Origin of the sequence: Micromonospora sp. NPDC049891, from assembly GCF_040660295.1 — a bacterium.
Taxonomy (GTDB): Bacteria; Actinomycetota; Actinomycetes; order Mycobacteriales; family Micromonosporaceae; genus Micromonospora.
This window is the reverse complement of sequence record NZ_JBFAML010000017.1, coordinates 16,275-39,735: the sequence shown is the minus strand read 5'-3', so window position 1 is coordinate 39,735 and position 23,461 is coordinate 16,275. Positions and strand designations below refer to the sequence as shown.

At 72.0% G+C, this 23,461-nt stretch carries 18 protein-coding genes; 8 read left to right on the top strand and 10 right to left on the bottom strand.

Annotated features, from left to right (window positions below; genetic code table 11):
* Positions 1–23: 23 nt before the first annotated feature.
* Entirely contained in the window at positions 24–2,738 is a 2,715-nt protein-coding gene (gene rph / locus AB0I71_RS21225; protein ID WP_357587128.1) for a rifamycin-inactivating phosphotransferase, read from the bottom strand.
* A gap of 181 nt (positions 2,739–2,919) precedes the next feature.
* On the opposite strand from rph, the gene AB0I71_RS21220 reads away from it, so the two are divergent.
* The gene (locus tag AB0I71_RS21220; RefSeq protein ID WP_357587126.1) at positions 2,920–3,585 is read left to right on the top strand and encodes a TOPRIM nucleotidyl transferase/hydrolase domain-containing protein; all 666 of its coding nucleotides are present in this window, start codon (positions 2,920–2,922) and stop codon (positions 3,583–3,585) included.
* Between the two features lie 133 nt (positions 3,586–3,718).
* The gene (locus tag AB0I71_RS21215; RefSeq protein ID WP_357587124.1) at positions 3,719–4,231 is read left to right on the top strand and encodes a hypothetical protein; all 513 of its coding nucleotides are present in this window, start codon (positions 3,719–3,721) and stop codon (positions 4,229–4,231) included.
* 124 nt (positions 4,232–4,355) lie between these two features.
* On the opposite strand, the gene AB0I71_RS21210 is transcribed toward AB0I71_RS21215, so the two are convergent.
* From AB0I71_RS21210 to AB0I71_RS21190, 5 genes are all read right to left on the bottom strand, one after another.
* A complete protein-coding gene (locus AB0I71_RS21210; RefSeq protein WP_357587122.1) occupies positions 4,356–5,171 on the bottom strand; it encodes a carbohydrate ABC transporter permease in 816 nt (271 codons plus the stop codon).
* 62 nt (positions 5,172–5,233) lie between these two features.
* Positions 5,234–6,256: a sugar ABC transporter permease gene (locus AB0I71_RS21205; RefSeq protein WP_357587120.1), complete on the bottom strand. Its 1,023-nt coding sequence runs from the start codon at positions 6,254–6,256 to the stop codon at positions 5,234–5,236.
* Between the two features lie 10 nt (positions 6,257–6,266).
* Positions 6,267–7,568 carry an extracellular solute-binding protein gene (locus tag AB0I71_RS21200; RefSeq protein WP_357587118.1) on the bottom strand — a complete coding sequence of 434 codons (1,302 nt, stop codon included), beginning with the start codon at positions 7,566–7,568 and terminating at the stop codon, positions 6,267–6,269.
* 680 nt (positions 7,569–8,248) lie between these two features.
* Positions 8,249–8,983: a hypothetical protein gene (locus AB0I71_RS21195; RefSeq protein WP_357587116.1), complete on the bottom strand. Its 735-nt coding sequence runs from the start codon at positions 8,981–8,983 to the stop codon at positions 8,249–8,251.
* Positions 8,976–9,563: an RNA polymerase sigma factor gene (locus AB0I71_RS21190; RefSeq protein WP_357587114.1), complete on the bottom strand. Its 588-nt coding sequence runs from the start codon at positions 9,561–9,563 to the stop codon at positions 8,976–8,978. The genes AB0I71_RS21195 and AB0I71_RS21190 overlap by 8 nt, the downstream gene beginning before the upstream one ends.
* Before the next feature lie 69 nt (positions 9,564–9,632).
* Here AB0I71_RS21190 and AB0I71_RS21185 point away from each other — a divergent pair, with 69 nt between their 5' ends.
* Positions 9,633–10,886, top strand: coding sequence for a hypothetical protein (locus tag AB0I71_RS21185; RefSeq protein WP_357587112.1), 1,254 nt, complete (start codon positions 9,633–9,635; stop codon positions 10,884–10,886).
* Positions 10,887–10,892: 6 nt separating this feature from the next.
* Here the strand turns inward: AB0I71_RS21185 and AB0I71_RS21180 are convergent, their stop codons facing one another.
* The 3 genes from AB0I71_RS21180 to AB0I71_RS21170 form a co-directional block, all read right to left on the bottom strand.
* The gene (locus AB0I71_RS21180) at positions 10,893–12,350 is read right to left on the bottom strand and encodes a hypothetical protein (protein WP_357587110.1); all 1,458 of its coding nucleotides are present in this window, start codon (positions 12,348–12,350) and stop codon (positions 10,893–10,895) included.
* Positions 12,347–14,194 carry a dynamin family protein gene (locus AB0I71_RS21175; RefSeq protein ID WP_357587108.1) on the bottom strand — a complete coding sequence of 616 codons (1,848 nt, stop codon included), beginning with the start codon at positions 14,192–14,194 and terminating at the stop codon, positions 12,347–12,349. The genes AB0I71_RS21180 and AB0I71_RS21175 overlap by 4 nt, the downstream gene beginning before the upstream one ends.
* A gap of 97 nt (positions 14,195–14,291) precedes the next feature.
* Positions 14,292–15,185 (bottom strand): IniB N-terminal domain-containing protein, encoded by an 894-nt coding sequence (locus AB0I71_RS21170; protein ID WP_357587106.1) that lies wholly within the window; start codon positions 15,183–15,185, stop codon positions 14,292–14,294.
* A gap of 295 nt (positions 15,186–15,480) precedes the next feature.
* On the opposite strand from AB0I71_RS21170, the gene AB0I71_RS21165 reads away from it, so the two are divergent.
* From AB0I71_RS21165 to AB0I71_RS21155, 3 genes are read left to right on the top strand one after another with little or no spacing between them, the layout of a single operon-like run.
* Positions 15,481–16,773: an Hsp70 family protein gene (locus AB0I71_RS21165; RefSeq protein ID WP_357587104.1), complete on the top strand. Its 1,293-nt coding sequence runs from the start codon at positions 15,481–15,483 to the stop codon at positions 16,771–16,773.
* A gap of 5 nt (positions 16,774–16,778) precedes the next feature.
* Entirely contained in the window at positions 16,779–19,298 is a 2,520-nt protein-coding gene (locus AB0I71_RS21160) for a LuxR C-terminal-related transcriptional regulator (protein WP_357587102.1), read from the top strand.
* 49 nt (positions 19,299–19,347) lie between these two features.
* A complete protein-coding gene (locus AB0I71_RS21155) occupies positions 19,348–19,770 on the top strand; it encodes a roadblock/LC7 domain-containing protein (RefSeq protein ID WP_204007461.1) in 423 nt (140 codons plus the stop codon).
* A gap of 12 nt (positions 19,771–19,782) precedes the next feature.
* Here the strand turns inward: AB0I71_RS21155 and AB0I71_RS21150 are convergent, their stop codons facing one another.
* Positions 19,783–20,187, bottom strand: coding sequence for a DUF2267 domain-containing protein (locus AB0I71_RS21150; RefSeq protein WP_357587099.1), 405 nt, complete (start codon positions 20,185–20,187; stop codon positions 19,783–19,785).
* 165 nt (positions 20,188–20,352) lie between these two features.
* On the opposite strand from AB0I71_RS21150, the gene AB0I71_RS21145 reads away from it, so the two are divergent.
* Both AB0I71_RS21145 and AB0I71_RS21140 read left to right on the top strand, forming a co-directional pair.
* Positions 20,353–21,222 (top strand): AraC family transcriptional regulator, encoded by an 870-nt coding sequence (locus AB0I71_RS21145; protein WP_357587097.1) that lies wholly within the window; start codon positions 20,353–20,355, stop codon positions 21,220–21,222.
* A 109-nt stretch (positions 21,223–21,331) separates the two neighbouring features.
* A complete protein-coding gene (locus AB0I71_RS21140; RefSeq protein ID WP_357587095.1) occupies positions 21,332–23,389 on the top strand; it encodes an alpha-glucuronidase in 2,058 nt (685 codons plus the stop codon).
* Positions 23,390–23,461: the final 72 nt, after the last annotated feature.

The following is a 23,461-nucleotide window of genomic DNA, read 5'->3' as shown; positions in this document are numbered from 1 at the left end:
CTGCCATCTCGCCGCCGGCGCGTCTATCGGGGCAGGATCTCCACGTACCCGTCGGTGGCGTGCACCCGGATCCACTGCCCGTCGGGGATCAGCCGGGTCGCGTCTGCCACCCCGACGACGGCCGGCAGGCCGTACTCCCGGGCGATCACCGCCCCGTGTGTCATCAGCCCGCCGACCTCTGTCACCAGGCCGGCGACGGCGACGAAGAGCGGCGTCCAGCTGGGGTCGGTGTGGGTGGTGACGAGGATGTCGCCCGGTTCGAGATCGGCCCGGGCCAGATCCAGGATGACCCGGGCACGTCCCTCCACGGTGCCGGTAGAGACCGGCAGCCCGACCAGGGCGCCGGCCGGCACGTCGTCGCGTCGGTACGCCCCGGCGACGGCCTCACCGTCCGAGGTGAGCACCCGGGGCGTGCGGAGCGCCTGGTAGGAGCGGAACGCCTCCCGGCGCCGACGGATGAGCTCGTCGTCGACCTGGTTGGTGCGGACGACAGCGTGGAACTCGCCGAAGGTGAGGAAGAAGACGTCCTCCCTTTCCCGGATCACCCGTGCCGTCACCAGGCGCTCGGCCTCGGCCAGCAGGGCCTGCTTGTAGACGAAGTAGCGGCTGATGATGTCGTACTTCGGGTACTCCCGGTAGCCGGCGAAGGTGCGGACCCGGTCGATCATCCGCCTGGTCTCGGTTGCCTTGCGCTCCCCGTCCGGCAGGGCCCGCAGTCGGGACAGCACTTCCCGCGCCTTCTCCTCCGCCGCCTGCCGTCCCTGCTCGAAACGCCGCTGAGCGGCACCCGGCTCGGCGTTCCTGACGTGTTCGAGGAGGATCGGCAGCAGCGTGGTGGGCTGCTCGCGCCATCGTGGCCTGGTGATGTCGATCTCGCCGACGCAGCGCATGCCGTACCGGTCGAGGTACTCCTCGATGGCGTGGCGTGCCTCGGCGCCGCCGGGGAGCTTCGGCAACTCGTCCAGGAAGCTCTCGTCCTCGACGTCGTGCAGGAAGGCCACCACCTCCGGACGGGGGCGGATCACGTCGGCGACGTCGAGCAGCGCCAACCCCATCTCCGACGTCACGTTGCCGGGGGCGGACAGGGTGAGCGTGTCGGCCGCGTTCTTCTCGCCCAGCCACTCCCACAACCTGTCGTTGAGCCACCAGGTGGCCTCCATCCCCGCCATGATCGCCTGCATGCTCAGCGGTTCACTGAGGACTCGTTTGTGCTCGTCGAAGGCGCTGGCCAGGAAGTCGAACAGGGCCACACCGGTCTTTGTCCGGATGTCGCGGCGCAGGGCCGCGACGGAGGCCTGGCTGCGCTCGACCAGCCCGACGACGATGTCCGGGTCCGTCTCGATCGGAGTGGCAGTTGGGCTGGCCGCCGCGCCGCTGGCCGCCGCGCCGCTGGCCGCCGCGCCGCTGGCCGCCGCGCCGCTGGCCGCCGCCTCGCCGGCCGCCGCCCCGCCGGCGGGGGCCCGGCCGGCTCCCGCGTCCGGACGCGTGGGGATGAAGTCGGCGCGGTCGAGAACTGTCTCCAGTGCGTCCCGGACCAGCGGATCGCCCTTGCCCATGATCTCCAGGAGGGCGGCGCGGCTCGCGGGGGAGGCCAGCCGCTGGGTGACGTCGACGAACAGCCTCCCGCCGGCCTCCTGCATCGGCGCGATCGCCGTCAGCTGCCACATCGACAGCCCCAGCGGCTTCATGGCGTCGGTCATCATCTGCTGGTGGCCGACCGAGACGTAGACGTGGTTCTCCGCATCGTCGACAGTCGGGACGGGGAACAGCGTCGTGACCGGCCGGCTCTGCACGATCTGGAAGGCGTCGCCGACCAGGCACCATTCGATGTCCTGGGGGCAACCGAAGTGTGCCTCGATCCGCCGTCCGAGCTGCACGAGTCGCACGACCTGGGTGTCCGTCAAGGCCGGCTGCTCCCGCCGCTGCGGGTCGATCGCCTGTTCCCGGGTACCCCCGGCCGGCAGGGCGTGGACGGCCCGCTGCTTGGTGGCGATCGCCCGCCCGACGATCTCGCCGTCGCGCACCGTGAACACGTCCGGGTTCACCAGACCGGAGACCAGGGCCTCCCCGAGGCCGAAGCTGGCATCGACGGAGGAGACCTTCCGGTTGCCGGTGACCGGGTCGGCCGTGAACAGGATGCCGGCCGCGTCCGGGAAGACCATCCGTTGCACGACGACGGCCATCTCGACCGCACGGTGCTCGACGCCGTTGCGCTGGCGGTAGGTCACGGCCCGCTCGCTGAACAGCGACGCCCAGCACCGACGGACGTGCTCGACGACGGCGGTCGGACCCATCACGTTGAGGTACGTGTCGTGCTGACCAGCGAAGGAGGCGGTCGGCAGGTCCTCGGCGGTCGCGCTGGACCGGATCGCGTACGCGGCCTGCCCGTCGAGTTCGTCGACGGCGCAGGTGATCGCCGCCGCCAGATCATCCGGCACGGGAAGCCCTTCGACGGCGTGCCGGATCTCCGCGCTGAGCAGCCGTAGGCTGTCCCGATCGTCCGGGTCCAGCCGGGCGAGGCGATCGAGTCGATCGTCGATCGACGGCACCTCGGCCACCATCCGCCGGAACGCGGCAGTCGTCACGCAGAAACCGGCAGGTACCCGGATGCCGTCGATCCGGGCCACCGCCCCCAGGTGCGCGCCCTTACCGCCCACCTCCGGGACCTGTGTCTCATCGATGTCGGACAGGTCCAACACGTACTGCCGGGTTGTCTCGTCCGTCGACGGCTCCCGCACGGTGTGCCCCCCACTCCTTCGTCGGTGCCGCGTCCGGCCGACGATTCTGCGGCAGAACCGGGGTCTTGCCACAAGCCCCCCGGTGCGCTATACGTTAGAAGTGGCAGGGAGGTGGATCTCCCTGCCTTTGGTTTTTGTCGCTCGTTTCGGGGCTCCGCCGACCGGACGGGAAGGCCCAGCGTTGGATGTCACCTCGCGTCGCGAGCCGGCCCGGATCGGTCTGGACGGGCCGTTGGGTGGCAACGCCGCCTCGATGCAGGCCACCGCTCGCGCACTGGCCCGGGCCGAGTCCGCTCTGGCGGCGGTGCTGGTCGAGGGGATCAGCGACCAGATCGCCCTGGAGACGCTGGCGGCCGGCCGTGGCCGCGATCTCGCCGCCGAGCGGATCGTCATCGTCCCGATCGGCGGGGCCCACGCGATCGGCCGTTTCCTGACCCGGCTGGGCCCGCCGGGCACCGGGCTGCGGCTCGCCGGCCTCTGCGACCTGCGCGAAGAGGAGATCTTCCGGCGCGGGCTGACGGAGGCGGGCGTGGGTACGCCCGGCACCCGCGCCGAGATGGCGCAGCTCGGGTTCCAGGTCTGCGTCGACGACCTGGAGGACGAACTGATCCGGGCCGTCGGCAGCGTGGGCGTCGAGGCGCTCTTCGACGCCCAGGGCGACCTGCGACAGTTCCGTGGGTTCCAGAGCCAGCCCGCCTGGCGTGGCCGGAATCCCGACGCGCAACTGTGGCGGTTCCTGCGTAGCAGTTCGCGTCGAAACCAGCGCTACGCCCGCCTGCTCGTCGAGGCCGCCGTCGCCCGGGACACCGTGCCCGGACCCCTCGACGCGCTGCTCGCCAGCGTGTGACCAGCCCAGCGGCAGCAACGGGGCCATGGGACCACCTTGGGCAAAGCCGGGGGAATCTACCGATTCAAGTTTCGGCTGGTCGTGTTGGAGTGGGTCATCGGCGGCAAGCGGTGCCGCGGCGGAGGGATGACCTATGGAGATCCTCAAAAGGCTGGCACGGGCCGCGCTCGTCGGTGGGGCGCTCGCCATGCTCGTGGCGTGCGGAAGTGATGCCGGTCCGGGTTCTTCGACGCCGGGGGACAGGCCGGGTGCGGCGGGGACCGCGGACGATGCGGCCGGCTCCCTGACCGAGCCGAAGGGCGACGAGTGTGAACGGCTCACCACGGACGAGGTCGCGGACGAGATCGGGGCGCACGACGGTGGCCAGCATGATTTCATGCTCGGCGGTTGCGTGTGGACGGCGAACTCCGGTGGGGAGGCGATCCACGCGTCAGTGCTGTCCAAGGACGAGTACGAGGCGGTGGCCGAGATCGGCGAGCCGGTGAGCGGATCCGCCGATGGTGCCGTCTACGACGATATCCACGGCGAGCTGTGGTTTCCGTGCCGCAGCGGTGACTTCTGCGGCATCAAGGCCAACATCGGCGAGTCGGACCGGCGCAAGGACGTCGCACTGCGGATGGGCAAGATCCTGCAGGGCCGGGTGTAGCACCCGCCACGCTGTCCGGCGCTGCCGCCCGACGCACCGACGCGCCCGGGCTTGCCTCGGCCCGACCTGAGTCGGACCGAGGCGGCCGGACGCGTCGAGGAACTGCCGCCGCAACCGCTGAGGATCAGCCCTTCACGGCTCCGGTCAGCCCGCCGACGATCCGGCGTTGGAACAGGCTGAAGAAGACGAGTGCCGGGATCATCGACAGCGAGGTGAACGCCAGGACCTTTGCCGTGTCGACCGAGTACTCCGAGGCGAAGGCCTGCACGCCGAGGGGCAGCGTGAAGGTCTCCTCGCGGTTCAGGATGAACAACGGCAGCAGGTACCCGTTCCAGCTCTGGATGAAGGTGAGGATCGCCACGGTGATGACGCCCGGCATGGCCAGCGGGAGCACCATCCGCCAGAAGAAGCCCAGTCGGCTGCAACCGTCGATCGACGCGGCCTCCTGGATCTCATCGGGGATCGCCCGTACGAACGGCACCAGGATGATGATGGTCAGCGGGATGCCGAACCCGATCTGCGGCAGGATCACCCCCGGCAGCGTGTTCATCAGCCCGAGGTTCTTGACCAGGATGTACAGCGGGGTGATCGCCACGGTCAGCGGGAACATCAGACCGGCGGCGAACAGCGCGTACATCGCCCCGCGCCCCCAGAATCGGTAGCGCGCGATGATGAAGCTGGTCATCAGGCCGAGGGTCACCACCCCCGCCGTGGTGGCCATGGCCACGATCGTGGAGTTGAGGACCTGCTGCCAGAAGGTGCTTCCGGTCAGCACATCGAGGTAGTTCTGGGTCTGCCAGGTGCTGGGCAGTCCGGCGGGGTCGGTGGTGATTTCCGCGTTGGTGCGGAAGCCGCCCAGGATGATGTAGACGACCGGGGCCAGCATCGTCGCGATGAGCAGCAGCGCGACGAAGTACACCGACGGGTCGGTCCAGCTCATCGGCTTCCGGGACCGGGATGACCTGCGCGGTGCCCTGCGCCCAGCTACGGCGGTCACGGCCATCAGCGTCTCCCTCCGGTGATCGCGCCCTCGGTGTCCCGGCGCAGGATGAACCGCTGGTACAGCAGGGCCGCGAAGAGCGAGACGAAGAACAGGACCACGGCGACCGCGTTGCCGTATCCGTACTCTCCCGCGTTCCGCCCGTTGGCCACCATGTAGGTGGCCATCGTCGACGTCCCGGCCGTCGCCGCCACGTACTGGCCCCAGATGATGTAGACCAGGTCGAACAGTTGCAGGGCGCCGATCATCGACAGGAAGGCCCAGATGCGGATCGTCGGCCCGAGCAGCGGCAGCGTGATGCGTCGCTGGATCTGCCAGTACGACGCGCCGTCGATCGCTGCGGCCTCCGTCAGCTCCTCCGGGATGCCCTGTAGCCCGGCGAGGAAGAGGATGACGGCGAAGCCGATGTACTTCCAGGTGAGGATCCCCATCAGCGTCCAGATCGCGATCCTCGGATCGGACAGCCAGTCGTTCTGTAGGAAGCCCAGCCCGACCTTCTCGAGGACGGCGTTGACGACGCCCTCCCCGTGCAGCATCAGGCTCCAGCCGGTGCCGACAACCACCTCGGCGATCACGTACGGGATGAAGACCAGCACCCGGATGAGGGTCTGCCCCCACATCTGCCGGTTCAGCAGCAGCGCGAGCAGGATGGCCGCCGGCCCCTGGAGCAGCAACGACAGCACCACGATGATGCCGTTGTGCCGCAGGGCGTCGATGAAGGTGCTGTCTTCGAAGATGAGCAGGTAGTTGCGGAAGCCGATGAAGTCCTCAGCCGGCCCGTAACCCTGCCAGCTGAAGAAGCCGTAGTAGGCGGCCATGGCCACGGGAAGGATGACGAACGACAGGAACACGATGAGTGTCGGCCCCGTCATCAGCGCGATTTCCAGCCGGGCTGGCCAGCCGATGCCCTTGCGTCGGCGGCGCCCGGCCGGGGGCGACACGGCAGGCGTGTCACCCCCGGCCGTCGTCAGACCCGGTGACGGGTCCGGCGCGAGCCGTACGCTTTCGTGTTGCGTTTCAGACATGGCGTTTGGACTACTGCGCCCTCTTGGCGGCGGTCTTGACCGCGTCCACGATGCCCTGCGGGTCTCCCTTGCCAGCCAGCATGTTCACCACTGCGGTGTTCAGCGCGTTGCCGACGTTCTGCCCGTAGACCGTGTCGAGCCACTGCGAGACGAACGGCGCCTGGTTGTAGGCGTTGAGGATGGACTGCAGGTGCGGCTCGGTGACCGCGGCCTGCGCCTCGCTGTTCACCGGCGGCGCGTTGAACGCCTCGTAGTAGGCCTTCTGCACGTCGGTCTTCGCGATGTAGTTCAGGAATGCGCTGCACTCGGCCTTGGGAGCCTGGGCCGAGCAGGAGTAGCCGTCGACGCCTCCGAGAATCGCGCCGGGCTGACCGGCACCGCCCTCGATGCTGGGGAAGGGAAACCAGTCCAGGTCGGGCAGCGGCTTCTGGTCCGGGGTCAGGGAGGCGATGACGCCGGGGTTCCAGGCGCCCATCAGCTCCATCGCCGCCTTCTTGTTGGCGAGCAGACCGGCCGAGCTACCGGCGCCCTGCTGCGCCGACGTGGTCAGGAAGCCGTTGTTGAACGGCTCGGACGAGGCGAAGTTCTGCACGTCCTGACCGGCCTTGAGCCAGCAGGGGTCGTCGAAGTTCATCGTCTGGCCGGCCTGGGTGATGGTCTCCGAGCTGCACTCGCGCAACGCGAAGAAGTAGTAGTAGAAGGCGGCCGGCCAGGCGTCCTTGGCGCCGAGCGCGATCGGCTGGACGTTCGCCGCCTTCAGCTTCGTCACGGCGTCCTGAAGCTCGGCGAGCGTGGCCGGCGGCTGGGCGATGCCCGCCTTGGCGAAGAGGTCCTTGCTGTAGAAGAAGCCACCGGGCAGGACCGCCACCGGCATGGCGTAGACCTTGCCCTCGATCGTCTGCGCGGTGAACGACCCCTCCGAGATCACCTTCTTGGTGTCATCGGTGATCGAGTCCGTGAGGTCCATCAGCTGGCCGGCCTTGACCATCGCGGCCATCTTGCCGCCGCCGCGCTGCATGAACACGTCGGGGGCGTCGCCGGAGTTGAGCGCGGTCTGGAGCTTGCCGTCCAGGTCCTCGTTCTGGATCGACTGAATCTCGATCTTCACGTTCTGGTTGGCAGCCTCGAAGTCGGCGACGGTCTTCTCCCAGAAGGCCTTGCCCGGGCCGGTGCTGGCGTTGTGCCAGAAGCTCATCGTGACCGAGCCGTCGCTGTTGCGACCCTCTGAATCACCACCACCGCCGCAGGCCGCCGTCGCCAGGACGCCCGTCGCCAGGGCTACCGACACAGCCAGTAGTTTTCTCGCCCTCATCAATTTTCCTCTCTGCCAAGTCTGCCCACGTGAAACTCCCCCGCCGACGGAGCCGCCGACCAGAACGCGCATCGAGGGACTCCGAAGGGGTTGTCTCCGGTCGACAGGCGCTGGTCCGGGGCTCGACTCGCGGTGACTCGCGATCAACCTCGGAGTGACCCAGGCCACCGACGGCCAAACGGTCGCAGACTTATCCGAAAAAAACAAGACACGTTTCCGAAACTTCCAAGGCCCAGGACCGGTGGTGGCGACCCGTCCGGCAATCCGGGCTTATCGGGGGCGGGCGACGGGCCCGCCTCAGGTGGCTCTGCGTAACAAGGTGTTTGCGCTAACAATGATCCGGACGCATTCTCGCCCGAATCGTCCGGTAGGCGGGCTCGGAGCAGGCTCGCGGGGGTTCGGTGTGCCGACGGGTCACCCCGCAATCCCGGAAAACTCCCGGTAGAAGTCACCGCGCCGGCCAGGCGAGCCGGGGCGGGACGACCCGTCCCGCTCCGTGGACACGCCGGGCACCCCGGAAACGCGGGGTGAGCCGGGATGGACGTCGAATGTTGCAGATTGATCACGCTTACAACGGCTATTCGAAGGAAGGTTCACCGTCGCCGGAAGCAGCGCCGAAACGCCCGATCGACGCCGCATGGACGGAAAGGACGCGGGGCACCTGCCGAGACGTGACGCCGTCACTCCAGGGTGGCGGCGATGGTGACCGCCTCGGCCATGGTCAGCTCGCCCTCCAGGCGATAGGTGACCTCGGCGTGCTCCCAGATCAGGGTCGCCGCGGCGAGGCGGGCGCTCTCCTGACGCACGACTCCGTCACGGTCCACGTAGGAGACCGGGTGCGGGCCGGCGATCCAGATCGCCTGGGCCGCACCAACCTGCGTCCACTGCGCGCCCGACCCGCCGGCCTGCTTGAAGAAGACCGGGTCGAGCCGGCCCTCGAAGGTGTCCAGACGCAGGGTGCCGGCCCGGTACAGCAGGGTCACCACCCGGTACCTGCCGGTACCGTCCGGGTCGGCCAGCAGGGTCTGCTCGGGCGGGCCCAACGCCGCCGGAATCCGGATCGGGAAGCGCACCGACCGCTGTGCCTCGTCGAGGGCTGCGGATCGCTGCGCCGGCGGCGGCGACGGAACGCCTGTCGGCGGTGTCCGGACCGGGGAGGTGCTGATCGTGACGCCGGCGAAGCGCAGCAGGCCCGCCATCGCGTCGGCGAGCGCGGCCCGCCCCGGCGGCAGCACCGCCAGCAGCAGCGCGGCCAGCGCCGCCGCCAGCGCGTACCGCCAGCGACGTCGGCGCACGACGCGTCGGTCGCCCGGCGCGGCGGCCAGCCTGGCTCGGACCTGGGCCGTGACCTGCGGCGGCTCGGGGATCGCCAACCACGCGGAGAGGTCGCGTAGCTCCCGCTCGAGGTCATCCACGGCTGACCTCCTCGACCGCGAGCAGGCCACGCAGTTTCACAAGCGCCCGCGAGGTGCGCGACTTCACAGTGCCCCGGGGCCAGCCCAGCATGGTGACCGTCTCCTCCTCGCTGAGGTCCAGCAGGTACCGGCAGACGATCACCTCCCGGTCCCGGGACGGAAGCGACCGAAGGGCCCGCACCAGCGCGGCCCGGCGCTCCCCGGCGAGGACCGCGCCGACCGCGTCGTCCTCGACGATCTCCGAGCTCTGCTCCACCCGCGCCGCGCGCAGCACCAGGCCGTTGCGCCGCTCCCGGGTACGGTGCAGGTTGCGCGTCTCGTTGGCCACGATGGCCAGCAGCCAGGAGCGGAACGACGACTCGCCGCGGTAGCGGTCGAGCTTGCGGTACCCCTTCACGAACGCCTCCTGGATGACGTCCTCGGCATCGGAACCCGCGCCGAGCAGCACCGCGGTCCGGTACGCGGCCGCGGTGTGCCGGGCGACCAGGGACTCGTACGCCTCCAGGTCACCTGCCTGCGAGCGGGTGACGAACTGCTCGTCGTCCAGTGCAACCTCCGGTGGGATCACCCCTACTGACACCGCCCGAGCCGGGCGGGTTCCACTGCGCCGAGATGGGAACCCGGGAGGGCCCGACGGTGTCACCGGGTCATGATGGCGAACACGACGATCTCGCGGCGTACCCTGCTGACCGCCCTGGCCGGTGCCGGCGCCGCCGCCCTGACCGGCTGCGATCCCACCGCCGCCCCGGCCGCCGCCGACCCGCTGCCGGACCCGCTGCTCGTCGCGGTTGACGGCGACCTGACCGTGCTACGTGGCACCGACCGGCAGACGATCGGCGCCGGAGTGGCCACCGCCGACGGGCGGCTGGTGTACGCCGCCGCTCCGGACGGTGCCGACACGACCCTGTGGCGCGTCGACGCCGGCCGGGGCAGCACCTCCGAACGGGTGCGGCTGCCGGGCCGGTGGGTCCCGCAGACCGTCTCCACCGACGGCACCCGGCTGGCGCTGACCACCGAACACCTGAGCGCCACCGGGGACCGTCCCGCCGGGCGCGACGAGACGCTCGTGCTGATCGCCGACGCCGGTGGCGTGCGGCAACGGCTGCGACTGCCGGGCAACCTCGTGCCGGAGGCGTTCACCCACGACCTCGCCGGGCTGTTCGTCCTGGAGTGGCTGCCGCCGGCCGCGCCGGACCGCTACCGGGTCCGCCTGGTCGATCTCGCCACCGGGGTCGCCGGGCCGCTGCTCACCCGCGCCAAGACACCGGTTCCGGAGGGTGCGGAGGAGGAGATGCGCGGCGACGGTCGGCAGGCGGTGCTGGCTCCGAACCGCATGGTGCTCTACACGCTCTACACCCACCAGCCCGATCACCAGCACACCCGGGACCGGATCAGCGGCCGGCCGGGCCGCGACGTGCACGCCTTCGTGCACACGCTGCATCTCGAACAGCGGTGGGCGTACTGCGTGGACCTGCCGCACCCGTTCGGGGAGGGCGGCGCCGACGGCCACACCATGGCGATCACCCCGGACGGCGGCCGGCTCTACGTCGCCGACGTCGGCTCCGGCGCCGTCGCGGAGATCTCCACCGAGGAGCTGACCGTACGCCGCACGGCCACCCTCCCCACCGCCGGTGCTCCGGCGTACGCGGCGGCCTCCACCGATCGGCTGTTCCTCGGCGCCGGCACCGCCGTGCGGGCCGTGGAGCTGGCCGGTCTCACCGTCACCGCCGAGCGGGCGGCCGGTGACCCGGTCACCGGTCTGGTGCTCAGCCCGGACGGCAGCCGCCTCTATCTGGGCCACCGCGCAGCGTTGTCCTGGCAGGATCCGGTCACCGGAGGCGAACTCGGCCGCGCCGCCGTGCCCGGCCTGGTGGGCCTGCACGGGCCCGCCCGGCTCGCCTGACCCGCCTCAGCGAGCGTGGGCTGTGGCCAGGTCGGCGAGCAGGCCCTCGCAGCTGCGGGCCACAACCTGCGCGCCGCGCCGCTGCGGCAACGCCAGTGCGGGATCGTCGGCGCGCTCCCGCCACCGCCAGCGCGCCTCGGCGGCGGTCTCCCAGAGCCAGGCGAGTGTCGCGTCGGGCGCGATGCCGAGCCGGGCGGCGGGCTCGTCGCCGTCCCCGCCGACCAGCCGCCGTGCCTCGGCCGCCAACTCGGCGTCGAAGCCGAGCCGGCCGTCGCGCAGCGCGGCCAGCAGCCGTGACTCGGCGAACTCGTGCGCACCGGCGAGCAGCTGCTCCAGCGCGGCGAGCAGGTCGGCGGTGGCCGGACCCGGTTCGTCCCGCAGCACCGCCTCCACCGCTGTCAGCGCCGAACGCGCCTTGAGTACCTGCCGACGGTCGACGAAGAGGCGGTTGAGGGACTCGCGCAGCTCACCGAGGCCGCTGCGGCGGACCAGCTCGGCGGCCAGGGCCACCCGGTTGTCGCAACCGGTGCGGACGAGGGTGGTCGCCAGCCGGATCCCGACCACACCGAGGCGTTCCAGCAGCGCGCCGCGGGTGGCCGCGGTCAGCCCGGCGGGCGGCTCACCACGGGCGAACCGCTCGGCGGAGAGGAGGTACGGCTCAAGCTCGGCGCGCGGCACCCGGGCCAGCGCCGCCAGCGCGGCGAACTCGGTCTCGCCGAGCACCCGGCCAGCCAGGCCGAGCAGCCCGCTGCACGGCACGACCGTCGCGCACAGCGCGTCCACCTGCGGGTTCCGCAGCGCCCGCCGGGCGAGCTGACGAGCGCCGAGTAGCGCGTCGACGCGTCCGCCACCGGACTCGTCCACCCGGGACAACACCATGATCGTGTGCACCGGTGCGGCCTGCCCGACGACGCCCTCCCGGGTCGCCCCCAGGATCCGCAGGTCGGCGCCGCGGGCGTCGCGGGTCAGGTACAGCAAGGCGTCGGATTCCCGCAGCACCCGGTCCAGCACCGGATCCGTCGCCTGCTCGTCGGCTACGCCGACCGCCGGTGTGTCCAGCAGGGTGACCTGCCGCAGCGAGCGCGCCGGCCACCGCACCACGATGTCGCGCAGTTCCCCGGCCCGCCAACCGGTGAGATCGACGCGCATCCCGGTGCCGGAGCGCACCACCGCCAGCCGCTGCGGCGGATGGCTCGTGGAGTATCCGGTGGCGTCCGGCTGCGGGCCGTCCTCGTACCAGGCGAAGGCGCTCCCGTCGACCGGGGCCACCTCCTCGCCCATCAGGGCGTTGAGCAGGGTCGACTTTCCGCTGCGCCAGCCGCCGACGACGGCGACCCGCAACGGCTGGTCGTAGCGGGCCAACTGGTGCCGCAGGAGCTCGGTGGCCCGGGGATTGTCGCGATAGCCGTGCAGGGCCCGGTGCAACAGGTCCCGGACCTGCGCGTCCAGCCGCCCGCCGGTCATGCCAGCGGCGCCAGCGGCGCCGGGCGGGCGGCAGTGACCTGCTGCGCCTGCTCGTAGAGCTCGGCCAGCCGGATCATCCGCTGCTGGATCTCACGCTGACGTCGCTCCCGTGCCGCCGCGTCGGTGTCGGCCGCCTCCTTGGCGCTGCGCAGCGACTCGATGATGGCGGTCTGCAACTCGTCGGTGAGCGCGGCGAAGTGGTCACGCAGCACACGTTGCGCCCGACGGGCCGCGTCCCGGCTGTCCTTGCTGACCTGGATGAAAAAGTCGTCGACGTGCCGCTGTACCGCCGCCTTGACCGTGGCCTGCCGGCGGCGCAGCAGCTGCTTGCCCTCGTCGCGGATGCTCTTGCCGCCGAAGAGGGCGCCGGCGCCGATCGAGATCGGGTTGATCATCGGCATGCCGGCCAGGGTCAACGCCAGACCGAACATCAGCAGTCCGCCGTAGGAGCCCTTCATGCCGGTGAAGACCTTCTGGCCGACGGTGAACCGGTCGACGTTGGGGCGCTCCAGCTCAGGGATCGGGGCGCCGTACCCGACCGACGCGGTGAGCGGCCAGGGCGGCAGCGAGCCGTGGCCGTACCTGGCGAACGACGCTGCCACCCGCCGGGCGATCCAGTCGCACCGTTGGACCAGCCACTGACGGTTCGCCTCGGCCGCTTCGACCAGGCTCTGCTCCAGCCACTGCGCGACGGCGTCCCAGGCCACCAGTGGGTCCGCGGTCTCGAATGCCTCGTCGACCATCCGCAGGATCTGCCGGGTGCGGTCGCGCAGGTCGTGCTCGATGTCGGAGATCAGGTCGGCCATCTCGTCGGTGAGCGTGTTCTGCCATCGGGTGGCGCACCGACGCAGCTCGTCGACCTCCCGTTGCGCCGCGTGCAGCCGGGCCATCGGAGCGGACTCCTCCGCCGAGCGGTGGTCGGTCAGTTCCGCCCGCAGGGGCGCGGCGAGCTGTTCCACAACGGTCCGCGCGGTCAGCACCACCGCGGCCCGGGCCAGGGTGTCAGGCTTGGCGGCCAGGTGTCGCCGCAGCAGGGCGATAAGTGCCGGGAAGCCGGACTCCGCGTTGAGCGTGTGGTCGTCGGTTGCGGCGGCGTGCAGGCGTAGCGCGGCGGACACCGGGATCAGCGGCGCCGGAACCCCGGCGTCAGCCAGGTGCCGCCGGTTGCGGTCGGCCACGGCCCGCCAGTCCGGCACCAGGTCCGTCTTGGTCTGCACCACCGCCACATTGGAGTGCGACCGGGTCAGGTGCAGCAGCATGTTCAGCTCGTTCACCGACAGGTCCCGGGTGGAATCGGTGACCAGCAGCACCGTGTCCGCGCGGGTCAGGGCAGCGACCGGGGTGCCCGCGCCGACGGTGGCGACGTCACCACCGCCTGGCATGTCGACAAGCACCACACCGGCGCCGAGCAGCGCCCGGGGCAGAGCGATCTCGATGTACGCCGGGCCGCCGCCGGGCAGCCGACCGGTGCTGCCGCCCACTCCGGCGGCGATCTGGTCGGTCGGCACCGGCGTTCGCTGCACGGCCGGTGGGTCGGCGGCGGGCGGCGTTCCCGGCCCTGGCAACGGCGTCTGCACCACAGTCGCCGAGGCGACCTCGGCGTGCCGCAGCACCGTCGGCAGGACGGTGGTGGTCCCGTCACCGACCGGGCAGACCGGCGCGTTGACGATCGCGTTGACCAGTTGGCTCTTGCCCTGATTGGGCTCACCGACGACCAGCACGGTCAACGTCGGATCGAGCAGGTGGGCGCGCTTGAGGCGGACCGCCTGAAGCAGGTCACCCCGACCGTGTTCCTGGCACGTGCGGGCGATGTCGTCGAGCGCGTCGAGCCAGATTCCCGCCATCACCGCACCAAGTGTGCTGATTTCGGCTCAATTATCAAGAGCGAAGAGGCGGGCGGGGTCGGTACCGGGCAGTACCGACCCCGCCCGCCGGCGGGTGTCAGAGCAGACCGTCGGTGAGGCCCAGCACCCCGCCGGTCGAGGCGGAGGCCTCGCCGTGGGTCGCCGTGTCCCCGCTCACCGAACCACTGACCCCGCCGTCCAACAGCCCCTTCGTGCCGCCGGTGACGGTGCCGGTGACACCGCCCAACAAGCCGTCGACCTGCCCGGTCACACCACCCACAGTGGACGGGAGGTCCAGCGGGGGCACCACGCCGCCGGTGTCACCGGTGAGGCCCAGCCCGCCCAGGGTGTCGCCGACGCCGAGCGAACCGACCAGATCGCCGACCTGACTGGTGGTGCCCGGAAGCAGACCCGAGGTGGTGTCGAGCAGCCCGGAACTGGTGCCGTTCACCGCGGACACGGGGTCACCCACCGCACCGGTGACGTCACCGAGCGCCGGCTCCGTGGTGCGGTCGATCGGGGCCACGACGCCCGCGTCGAGAGTGTCGGCCACGTCGTGCACGCCGGACAGGTCCACGCCCACCCCGGTGGGGGTCACGCCGAGGCCCACCCCCGGGAAGACACTCGCCCCGGCGGTCACCGTCGACGGGTCGACAGCGATCGTGCCCAGCACCCCGGCCTTGACGTCCACCCCGGAGTGGGAGCTGCCGACGCTGATCTGCTGCGCCACGTGCTGCAACTGGCTGATCGCGTCGGTGGCGTCGCCGACCAGCGGGTCGAGGCCGAGCTGCCCGGTGACCGGGGCGACCGGCGCGAGTCCCTGCACCGGGGCGTAGTCCACCACCAGCGGCACCACGTCCTGGACGTCGGCGGCCGTGATGTCACCGAGGCCGGCGGCCCGCAGCGCGCCCTCCGGGTCGAGGTCGAACGCCGACCGGGCGTCCGCGTCGGTCAGCAGGTTGAGCACGAAGTCGTGCAGGGTCTGGTCCATGTTGGGGGTTCTCCTCGGCGAAGCGTCAACGACCGGTGATCGCCGACGACGCTACGGGCGGTGCCCCACACCGGGCATCGGGGACGATCCCGCAATCCGACCCGTTCGATTAGGGGCATCCGGACTCTCGTACGTTAGGGGGAGTGGGGGACCGGCGCCCGCCGAAGTTGGGGCTCCTGATGCCGGAGTGATCTCTGGTACGAACGTAGGAGCCCACGGGGTCCCCCGGGGCGGCCCGCGTCGGCGGGCCTGTCCGGCCCACCCCCACGGCCGACGCGGTCAAGGAAGAAAGCAGATGGCCTACGTGCTCGGGATCGACATCGGCAACACCAGCACCGTCGCCGCGGTCGCCCGTCACCGTGACGGGCACTGGGGCCACCCCGAGCCGGTCGCCCTGCACCCCGGCCCGGGCCCGCTTCCGTCGACGCTGCTGCTGTCCCCCGACGGCACGTTCACCCTCGGTGAGAGCGACGAGCCGGACCGTACCGCCCGGGGGGTGCTCAGCCGGGTCGGCGACGACGTACCACTGCTGCTCGCCGGCGAACGGTACCGGCCGGAGACGCTTGTCGCGCTGCTCGCCGCGCACGTGGTCGATCAGGTCCACGGTGCCCGGGGCGCGCCGGCCGAGATGGTCGTGCTCAGCCACCCCGCCTCCTGGGGACGCTACCGCCGAGACCTGTTGCACAGCGCGTTGTGGGACTACGGCCTGGGCGAGGTGACGCTGCTGCCCCGCACGGTCACCGTGGCGGAGGGGCACGCCGCCCGGGGCTTCGCCGGTGGCGTGGCCGCCGTGTACGCGCTCGGCGGCGGCACCTTCGAGACCGCGCTGGTCCGCCGCAACTCCCGGGACCGGTACGAGACCGTCGGCGTCCCCCGGACGCTCAGCCGGCTCGGCGGCGCCGACTTCGACGAGGCGCTGGCCGCGCACGTGCGGACCGCGCTCGCCCGCGACCTGTCCGCCGCCGGCCCCGGTGCGCGCACCGCCCTGCGCCGGCTGCCCGCCGAGTGCGAACGGGCCAAGCGGGAGCTGACCGTCGGGCCGCAGACCGATGTGGCGCTGGCGCTGCCGACCGGTCCCGTCCGGGTACCGGTAACCAGGCTGGAGTTCGAGGAACTGATCCGACCCGCCGTCCAGACCACAGTGGAACTGCTGGCCCAGGCCGTCCGCGGCGCCGACCTGGCACCGGCGCAGCTCGACGGCGTGCTGCTGGCCGGCGGCGCCAGCCGGGTTCCGCTTGTCGCCGAGCTGCTCGCCACGGCCGGGTTCCCGGTCGAGACCGCACCCGACCCGCAGAACACCGCCGCCGCCGGAGCGGCCGCCGCCGGCACCCGGATCCTGTCCCCGCGTCCGCTGCCGGCCGGTCCACCCCCACCGCCCGGCCCACCGGCGACCGTCGGCACTCCGGCGACCGTCGCCACCGCGTCCCACGGGCCGATTGCGCGTACCGCCGGCCCACCCCTCGGGCCGGCCGACGACCTGGCCCCCGGCGAGGAGCCGCCACCCCGCCCGCCGATCCGCTACCCGCCCCTCGACCTGCCGAAACGATCCCGCCGGAAGCTGGTACGCAGCCGGGGGCACGAAGGATGACCGCCATGATGACGAGCGCCGTGGCGGACAGCCCGCTGGTCCTCGACGCCGAACCGACCGACCTGCTCGACGCGATCAGCGCGGAACCGGCCGCGCCCCTCGCGCTCGGGGTGACCGGACCGGGGGGCCATGGCCGCACCACCTACCTCCAGGAACTGGCCGGCCGGTACACCCGGGCCGGTGTCACCGTCCAGACCGAGGTACCGGCGGCCGACGACGCGTACGACCCCGACACGGTGCTGCTTGTCGACGACGCGCACCTGCTCGACGAGGCCCGGCTGCGGACGCTGCGCCGGCTGGTGACCGATCGCCGGCGCCGCATCGCGGTCAGCTACCGGCCGTGGCCCCGACCGGCGGCCCTGATCGAGCTGGCCGACACGCTGCGCCGCGAGGGGCGGCAACTCCTGCTCACCCCGTTCACCCGGGCACGCACCGCCGCGTACCTCGCCGCCGTGCCCCGCCTCGGCCGCCGTTCGGACCTGGTCGACTTCGTGCACACGCAGACCGGTGGAGTGCCCCGACACGTGGGATGGCTTGTCGACGGACTGCGCGAGCACGAGACGGCCGCCGGCGTACCGACGGAACCGCCCCGCCAGGTGATCCTGCACCTCGGCCCCGACCTGGAGCACCTGACCACCGACGTACGACGGCTGCTGATCGCGTTGGCCGCCGGGGTCCCGCTGCCCGCCGAGGCGCTGCGCCCGCTGCTCAACCGTGAGCCGGCCGAGATCGACGACCTCGTCGCCGAGGCCCGGGCGGCCGGCCTGCTCGGCGCCGACGGCCGGCCCACCCCGCTGGTCGGGCGGGCGGTGACCGCGCTGAGTCCGGCCGCCGACCGTACCGCGGTCTGGCACCTGCTCAGCGAGCTCGCGTTGAGCCGGGGCGCACCGGTGTTGCCGCTGGTGCGCTCGCTGCTGGCGGCCGGTGTGGCCGGTGACTGCCCGGCGGCCACCCTGGAGGCGGCGGCGGAGGAGGCCCTCCGCGGCGAACCGGCGTTGGCGGCCCAACTGTTCGCCGCGGCCGCCGCCGCCGGCCGGCCCGTCGGCGGACGGCAGGCGGTCGCCGCCGCCCTCGCCGGTGACCTCGACCTCGCGCTGCGGCTGGCCGACCGGCTGCTCACCGCAGCGACTCCCGCCGCCCGGGCGGAGGCCGCCCTCGTCGCCGCCACCGCCCTGGCCCACCGCGGACAGACCGACCGCAGCGTGGAGCTGTACCGGTGGTCGGGCGGAGCCAGCGCCCACGCCTTCGCGGCGGTCGGCGCGCTCGCCACCGCCCGGCCGACCGACCACCCCGAACCCACCCAGGACAGCCCACCGACGTTGCAGGCCGGTGCCGCCCGGCTGATGGCCGACGGGGTACGCGACAGCGTCCACGGGACACCGTCGGCGGCCCTGTCCACCCTCGTGCAGGCGGCGGCCCTGCTCGAACCAGACGGGCGGGCGGTGCTGCTGCCGGACAGTCCCGCCGCTCTGGCGGCGCTGACCGCAGTGCACTGTGGTGAGCTGGACATCGCCGAGCGGGTCCTCGACCGGGCCCTGGCCAGCGGCATCGGCGGGCCGCTGCTGACCGGCCGGCACCGGCTGCTGCGGGCCTGGATCCTGATGACGCGGGGCCGGATCGCCGCAGCCGGGGAGCAACTCGCCGAGGCGACCGCCGGCGCTGGGTTGGAGTCCCGTGACCTGCTTTTCGCCGCCGGGCTGACGATGGGCATCGCCCGGCGTGCCAGCGATCTCGGCGCGTTGCAGCGTGGCTGGGTGCCCGCGTTGGAGGCAGTGGTCCGCCACCCGGTCGACCTGTTCACGCTGCTGCCGCTGGGTGAGCTGGCCATCGCCGGTGCCCGGCTCGGTGACCTGGACCGACTCCAGCCCTACCTGCGGGCAGCTCACGAGCTGCTCGGCCGGTTGGACGATCCACCCCTGTGGCGTACGCCGTTGCACTGGAGCGGACTGCACGCGGCGATCCTCACCGACGACCCGGCAGCCGCCGACGAGCACGTCGGCGCCCTGCTCGCCGCCGCCGGCCACAGCCGGTACGCCGCCGTGGTGGCCGCCGCGGCCGAATGCTGGCTGGAGGTGCTGCGCGGCACCGTCGACCCGGTCCGGGTCGAGGCCGCCGCCCGGGGCCTGCACGACACCGGCCTGTGCTGGGACGGTGCCCGACTGGCCGGGCAGGCAGCCATCCGCACCGCCGACCGGCGGGCGATGACGGCGCTGCTGGACTGCGCTCGGGCACTACAGGGCCGGTCCGCCGCCGAGGACCGCAAGCCGGCGGCCGGGGCCGTCTCGCACCGGCTCAGCGACCGGGAGCGGGAGGTGGCCGAACTGGTGGTCGCCGGTCTCACCTACCGGGAGATCGGGGACCGATTGTTCATCTCGGCCAAGACTGTGGAGCACCACGTCGCCCGAATGCGCTCGCGGCTCAACTGCGCCAACCGCACCGACCTGTTGGCCCTGCTTCGAACCATTCTGGCCGACCCGTCGTACACCACGAACGGACAGCCCTGGCCCCGACGGGCCGCGGACTGAGCCTGGACCGGCCCGTACCCACCGGCTCCACCTGACGAGAGGACCTGCCATGACTTCTGCGGTGGCCACCGCTGACAACCTCGGCCGCGCGCTCGACAACATCGTCGACCGTGTGCCGGGCGCCCAGTTCGCGGTGGTGCTCTCCCCGGACGGGCTCCTGCTGGGCGCCTCCCGGGGCATCGACGACGAACTCGCCAGCCAACTGTCCAGCATGGTCTGCGGGCTTCAGGCGCTCGGCCTGGCGGCGGCGCGGGTCTGCGGGGACGGCGAACTGCACCAGGTGGTGGTGCAGATGTCCCGGGCGTTCCTGTTCCATGCCACCACCGGGAACGGTGCGGTCCTCGCCGTCGGTATCGACGGCGACGCGGAGGTCGGCGACATGGCGTACGAGGTGGCGATGTTCGTCGCCCAGGCCGGCGACCACCTGCCGGTGTACCTGGAGCCGGTGGCCGAGGGCGCCCTGCTCCGGTGACGTCCGGCGCGGTCAGCCCCGGTCGCGGTGCGCGTCGTACTGCGGGGCCGGGTTCGCCACCTGCCAGAACTCCGCGGGCAGGAACGCGATGACATCGTCGTACTGACCGGCTTCGACGGCCTCGCGAATGGTGTCGAGGACCGCGCGGATGCCGGCCGCCGCCAGGTCGGGGTCGACGTCCGCCCGCCCACTGACCCGCTGCACGAACACGTCGAGGCCGAAACGCTCGGCGTCCTCATGCGGGCCGAACGCGTACGCCCGCAGCCCCTCGGGCAGTTGACCGGCGAGATCGCGTGCCTCGCCGCCGTCGATCCGCTCCGCCAGGGTGGTGAGCGTGGCTCGCGCGATGGCTGTCGCCTGCTCGGCCGAGGCCCCTGTGCGGTTCGCCACGGAGCCGATGAACTGATCGTCGTCCACCTCGCCGTACCCCTCTCGCCGCGGATCCGGCGTCTACCCGACCGCTGGCGTCCCAAACGGGCGCGTCACCGGGCCACCGCCCGCCGACGCATGATCGGATCGGGCCAGGACGATCGGGCGCGGCCAGGGTCGCGGGGGCCAGGCTGGACGTCGAAAGGAGGCCTCATGATCTCGGCACTCAACCGGCTTGTCGATCTCGTCGAGGAGCACCTCACCGAGGAGATCGACGTCAGCGGCTCGGCCCGGGCGCTCGGCACGACCGAGTACCACCTGCGGCGGATGTTCTCGTCGCTGGCCGGCATGCCGTTGTCGGAGTACGTGCGCCGGCGGCGCATGACCGTCGCCGCCGCCGAGGTCGTCCGAGGCGAGGACGACCTGCTCAGCATCGCGGTGCGGTACGGGTACGGCTCCACGGAGGCGTTCGGACGCGCGTTCCGGGCCGTCCACGGCGCCGGCCCCGGTGACATTCGCCGCGACGGAGGCCCCCTTCGTACCCAACCACAACTCAGGTTCCGCCTGACCGTCGAAGGGAGCACTCCCGTGGACACCCGCATCGTCGACCGCCCCGCGTTCCGGCTCATCGGACACGCCACCCGGGTTCCGCTCATCCACCAGGGCGTCAACCCGCACATCCAGCGGCACGTCACCGCGCTGCCGGCCGAGGAGCACCAGCGGCTGAAGGAACTCAGCGACACCGAGCCGGGCGGTCTGCTCCAGGTCACCGACGACGTCGATCCCGACGCCGTCGAGGGCACCGAGCTGACCTACCTGCACGGTGTCGCCGTCGCCCGCGACACCACGGCCCCGGACGACCTCGACAGCATCGAGGCACCGGCCGGTACGTGGGCGGTCTTCCGTACCGCCGGACCGTATCCGCAGACCCTGCAACGGACCTGGGCCGCGACGGCCGCCGAATGGTTCCCGTCGAACCCGTGGCGGCTGCGGCCCGGTCCGTCGATCGTCGCGATCCTCGAGCGTGCGGCCGACTTCAGCACCGCCACCTGCGAGCTGTGGCTGCCCGTCGAACCGACCTGACGGGTACGGGTCACCGGCCGGTGGGCACGCTCCGCACGGCGTGTCCACCGGCCACCGGAACTTCCGGAAGTATCTTGACGCGTTTGGTGGCGACGTTACGATCTGCGCAATGACCGGCCGCCCCGCTCCGACCGACGTCCACCCCACCTGGTTGCCGCCCGAGGTGTTCCGCGCGATCGGCTCCCGGCACTGCCTCGTCCACGGTGAGGGAGGGCTCGTCGACACGGTTGTCGCCGAGGTCGAGCGGGCCTGTGCCGTGCATGGCGGCAGCGTCCGGCGGGAGGTCGACGGGCCGCCGCCGAGCCTCGTGCTCGCCCTGGTCCCGGCCGTCGGCGACGGCCCGGCCGAACTCGACGCCGCCCTGGCCGACCTGGACGCCGCCGATGACGGGCCGCTGGGCGCGGAAGGCTACGCGCTGGCCCGCCACGGCGAGGTCACGGTGCTGCTCGCCGACCAGCCGGCCGGTCTGCTGTACGGGCTGTTCCACCTGACCCGCCTCGGTGAATCGGCGTTCGGCGCACCGCACGAGGCACGGTTGTACCGTCCCGCGATGCGCCGTCGGATGCTCGACCACTGGGACAACGTCGACGTTCACCCGGTGATGGGGCAGGTCGAACGCGGCTATGCCGGCGGGTCGATCTTCTGGCAGGACGGGCACCCCCGGCGCGACCGCGATCGGGTCCGGGCGTACGCGCGACTGCTGGCCGCCTGCGGAGTCAACGCGGTGGCGGTGAACAACGTGAACGTCCACGCCACCGAGGCACGGCTGCTCACCGAGCGGCTCGACGACGTCGCCGAGATCGCCGACGAGTTTCGCCCGTACGGCATCCGGGTGCACCTGTCGGTCACCTTCGCCGCGCCCGTCGTCCTCGCCGGGTTGCCCACCGCGGATCCGCTCGACGACGCGGTGCGGGCCTGGTGGGCCGAGACCACCCGCGCGGTGTACGCCCGCATCCCCGACTTCGGCGGCTACGTGGTCAAGGCCGACTCGGAGGGACAACCGGGCCCGTTCAGCTATGGCCGCGACCACGCCGACGGGGCGAACCTGCTCGCCGAGGCGTTGGCGCCGCACGGCGGGGTGGTGCACTGGCGTGCCTTCGTCTACAACCACAGGCAGGACTGGCGGGACCGCTCGACCGACCGTGCCCGGGCCGCGTTCGACCACTTCGCCCCGCTCGACGGCCGCTTTCGGGACAACGTCGTCGTGCAGGTCAAGCACGGCCCGATGGATTTCCAGACCCGGGAGCCGGTCTCGCCGGTCATCACGGCGATGCCCGGCACCCGGATGGCTGTGGAGTTCCAGGTGACGCAGGAGTACACCGGCCAGCAGCGGCACGTGTGCTATCTGGCTCCCTGGTGGAGCGAGGTGCTGCGGTTCGGTTGGGGAGACGACGGAAGCACCGTCGCCGGGGTGGCCGCCGACGGTGGCGGCCTGGTCGCCGTCTCCAACGTGGGCGACGACCCGTTCTGGACCGGGCATCCGCTGGCCCAGGCCAACCTGTACGCCTTCGGCCGGCTGGCCTGGGATCCGCGGCTGCGGCCGGCGGAGGTGCTGGACGAGTGGATCGAGCTGACCTTCCACCCCGAGAGCAGCGCCGACCCGGACCTGCTCCGCCGCACGCTGCACGAGATCATGGACGACTCGTGGCGCAGCTACGAGCGCTACACGGCGCCGCTGGGCGTGGGATTCATGGTGCGGCCGGGGCACCACTACGGCCCCGACGTCGACGGGTACGAGTACACCAGGTGGGGCACGTACCATTTCGCCGACCGCGACGGCGTGGGCGTGGACCGCACCCGAGCCACCGGCACCGGCTTCACCGGTCAGTACCCGCGGCCGTGGTCCCGGGTGTACGAATCCCCGGTCACCTGCCCCGACGAGCTGCTGCTCTTCTTCCACCACGTGCCGTACGAGCATGTGCTGCACAGTGGCCGCACCGTCATCCAGCACATCTACGACACCCACTTCGACGGGGTGGCCGAAGTGGAGGCGGCCTGCCTGCGGTGGAAGTCGCTGGTCGGGCTGGTGGACGCGGCGGTGCACGCCCGGGTGACCGAGCGGCTCGACGAGCAGCTGCGCTGCGCGCGGGAGTGGCGTGACCAGGTCAACGCCTACTTCCACCGCAAGTCCGGGGTACCCGACGCGCACGGTCGCCCGCTGCACTGAGCCGACAGTCCGCGACCGCGCCGACCGTCGACGCCGCCGGGGCGCGGCGACGGCGCCTCGCCGGCCGGCGTT

Bases quoted from the DNA above. Each gene is read 5' to 3' on its own strand.
- AB0I71_RS21145 (WP_357587097.1), top strand. From the start codon at position 20,353: ATGATCTCGGCACTCAACCGGCTTGTCGATCTCGTCGAGGAGCACCTC.
- AB0I71_RS21185 (WP_357587112.1), top strand. From the start codon at position 9,633: ATGATGGCGAACACGACGATCTCGCGGCGTACCCTGCTGACCGCCCTG.
- AB0I71_RS21200 (WP_357587118.1), bottom strand. From the start codon at position 7,568: ATGAGGGCGAGAAAACTACTGGCTGTGTCGGTAGCCCTGGCGACGGGC.
- AB0I71_RS21210 (WP_357587122.1), bottom strand. From the start codon at position 5,171: ATGAGCTGGACCGACCCGTCGGTGTACTTCGTCGCGCTGCTGCTCATC.
- AB0I71_RS21215 (WP_357587124.1), top strand. From the start codon at position 3,719: ATGGAGATCCTCAAAAGGCTGGCACGGGCCGCGCTCGTCGGTGGGGCG.
- AB0I71_RS21165 (WP_357587104.1), top strand. From the start codon at position 15,481: ATGGCCTACGTGCTCGGGATCGACATCGGCAACACCAGCACCGTCGCC.
- AB0I71_RS21170 (WP_357587106.1), bottom strand. From the start codon at position 15,185: ATGGACCAGACCCTGCACGACTTCGTGCTCAACCTGCTGACCGACGCG.
- AB0I71_RS21180 (WP_357587110.1), bottom strand. From the start codon at position 12,350: ATGACCGGCGGGCGGCTGGACGCGCAGGTCCGGGACCTGTTGCACCGG.
- AB0I71_RS21160 (WP_357587102.1), top strand. From the start codon at position 16,779: ATGATGACGAGCGCCGTGGCGGACAGCCCGCTGGTCCTCGACGCCGAA.
- AB0I71_RS21205 (WP_357587120.1), bottom strand. From the start codon at position 6,256: ATGTCTGAAACGCAACACGAAAGCGTACGGCTCGCGCCGGACCCGTCA.
- AB0I71_RS21155 (WP_204007461.1), top strand. From the start codon at position 19,348: ATGACTTCTGCGGTGGCCACCGCTGACAACCTCGGCCGCGCGCTCGAC.
- AB0I71_RS21175 (WP_357587108.1), bottom strand. From the start codon at position 14,194: ATGGCGGGAATCTGGCTCGACGCGCTCGACGACATCGCCCGCACGTGC.
- AB0I71_RS21140 (WP_357587095.1), top strand. From the start codon at position 21,332: ATGACCGGCCGCCCCGCTCCGACCGACGTCCACCCCACCTGGTTGCCG.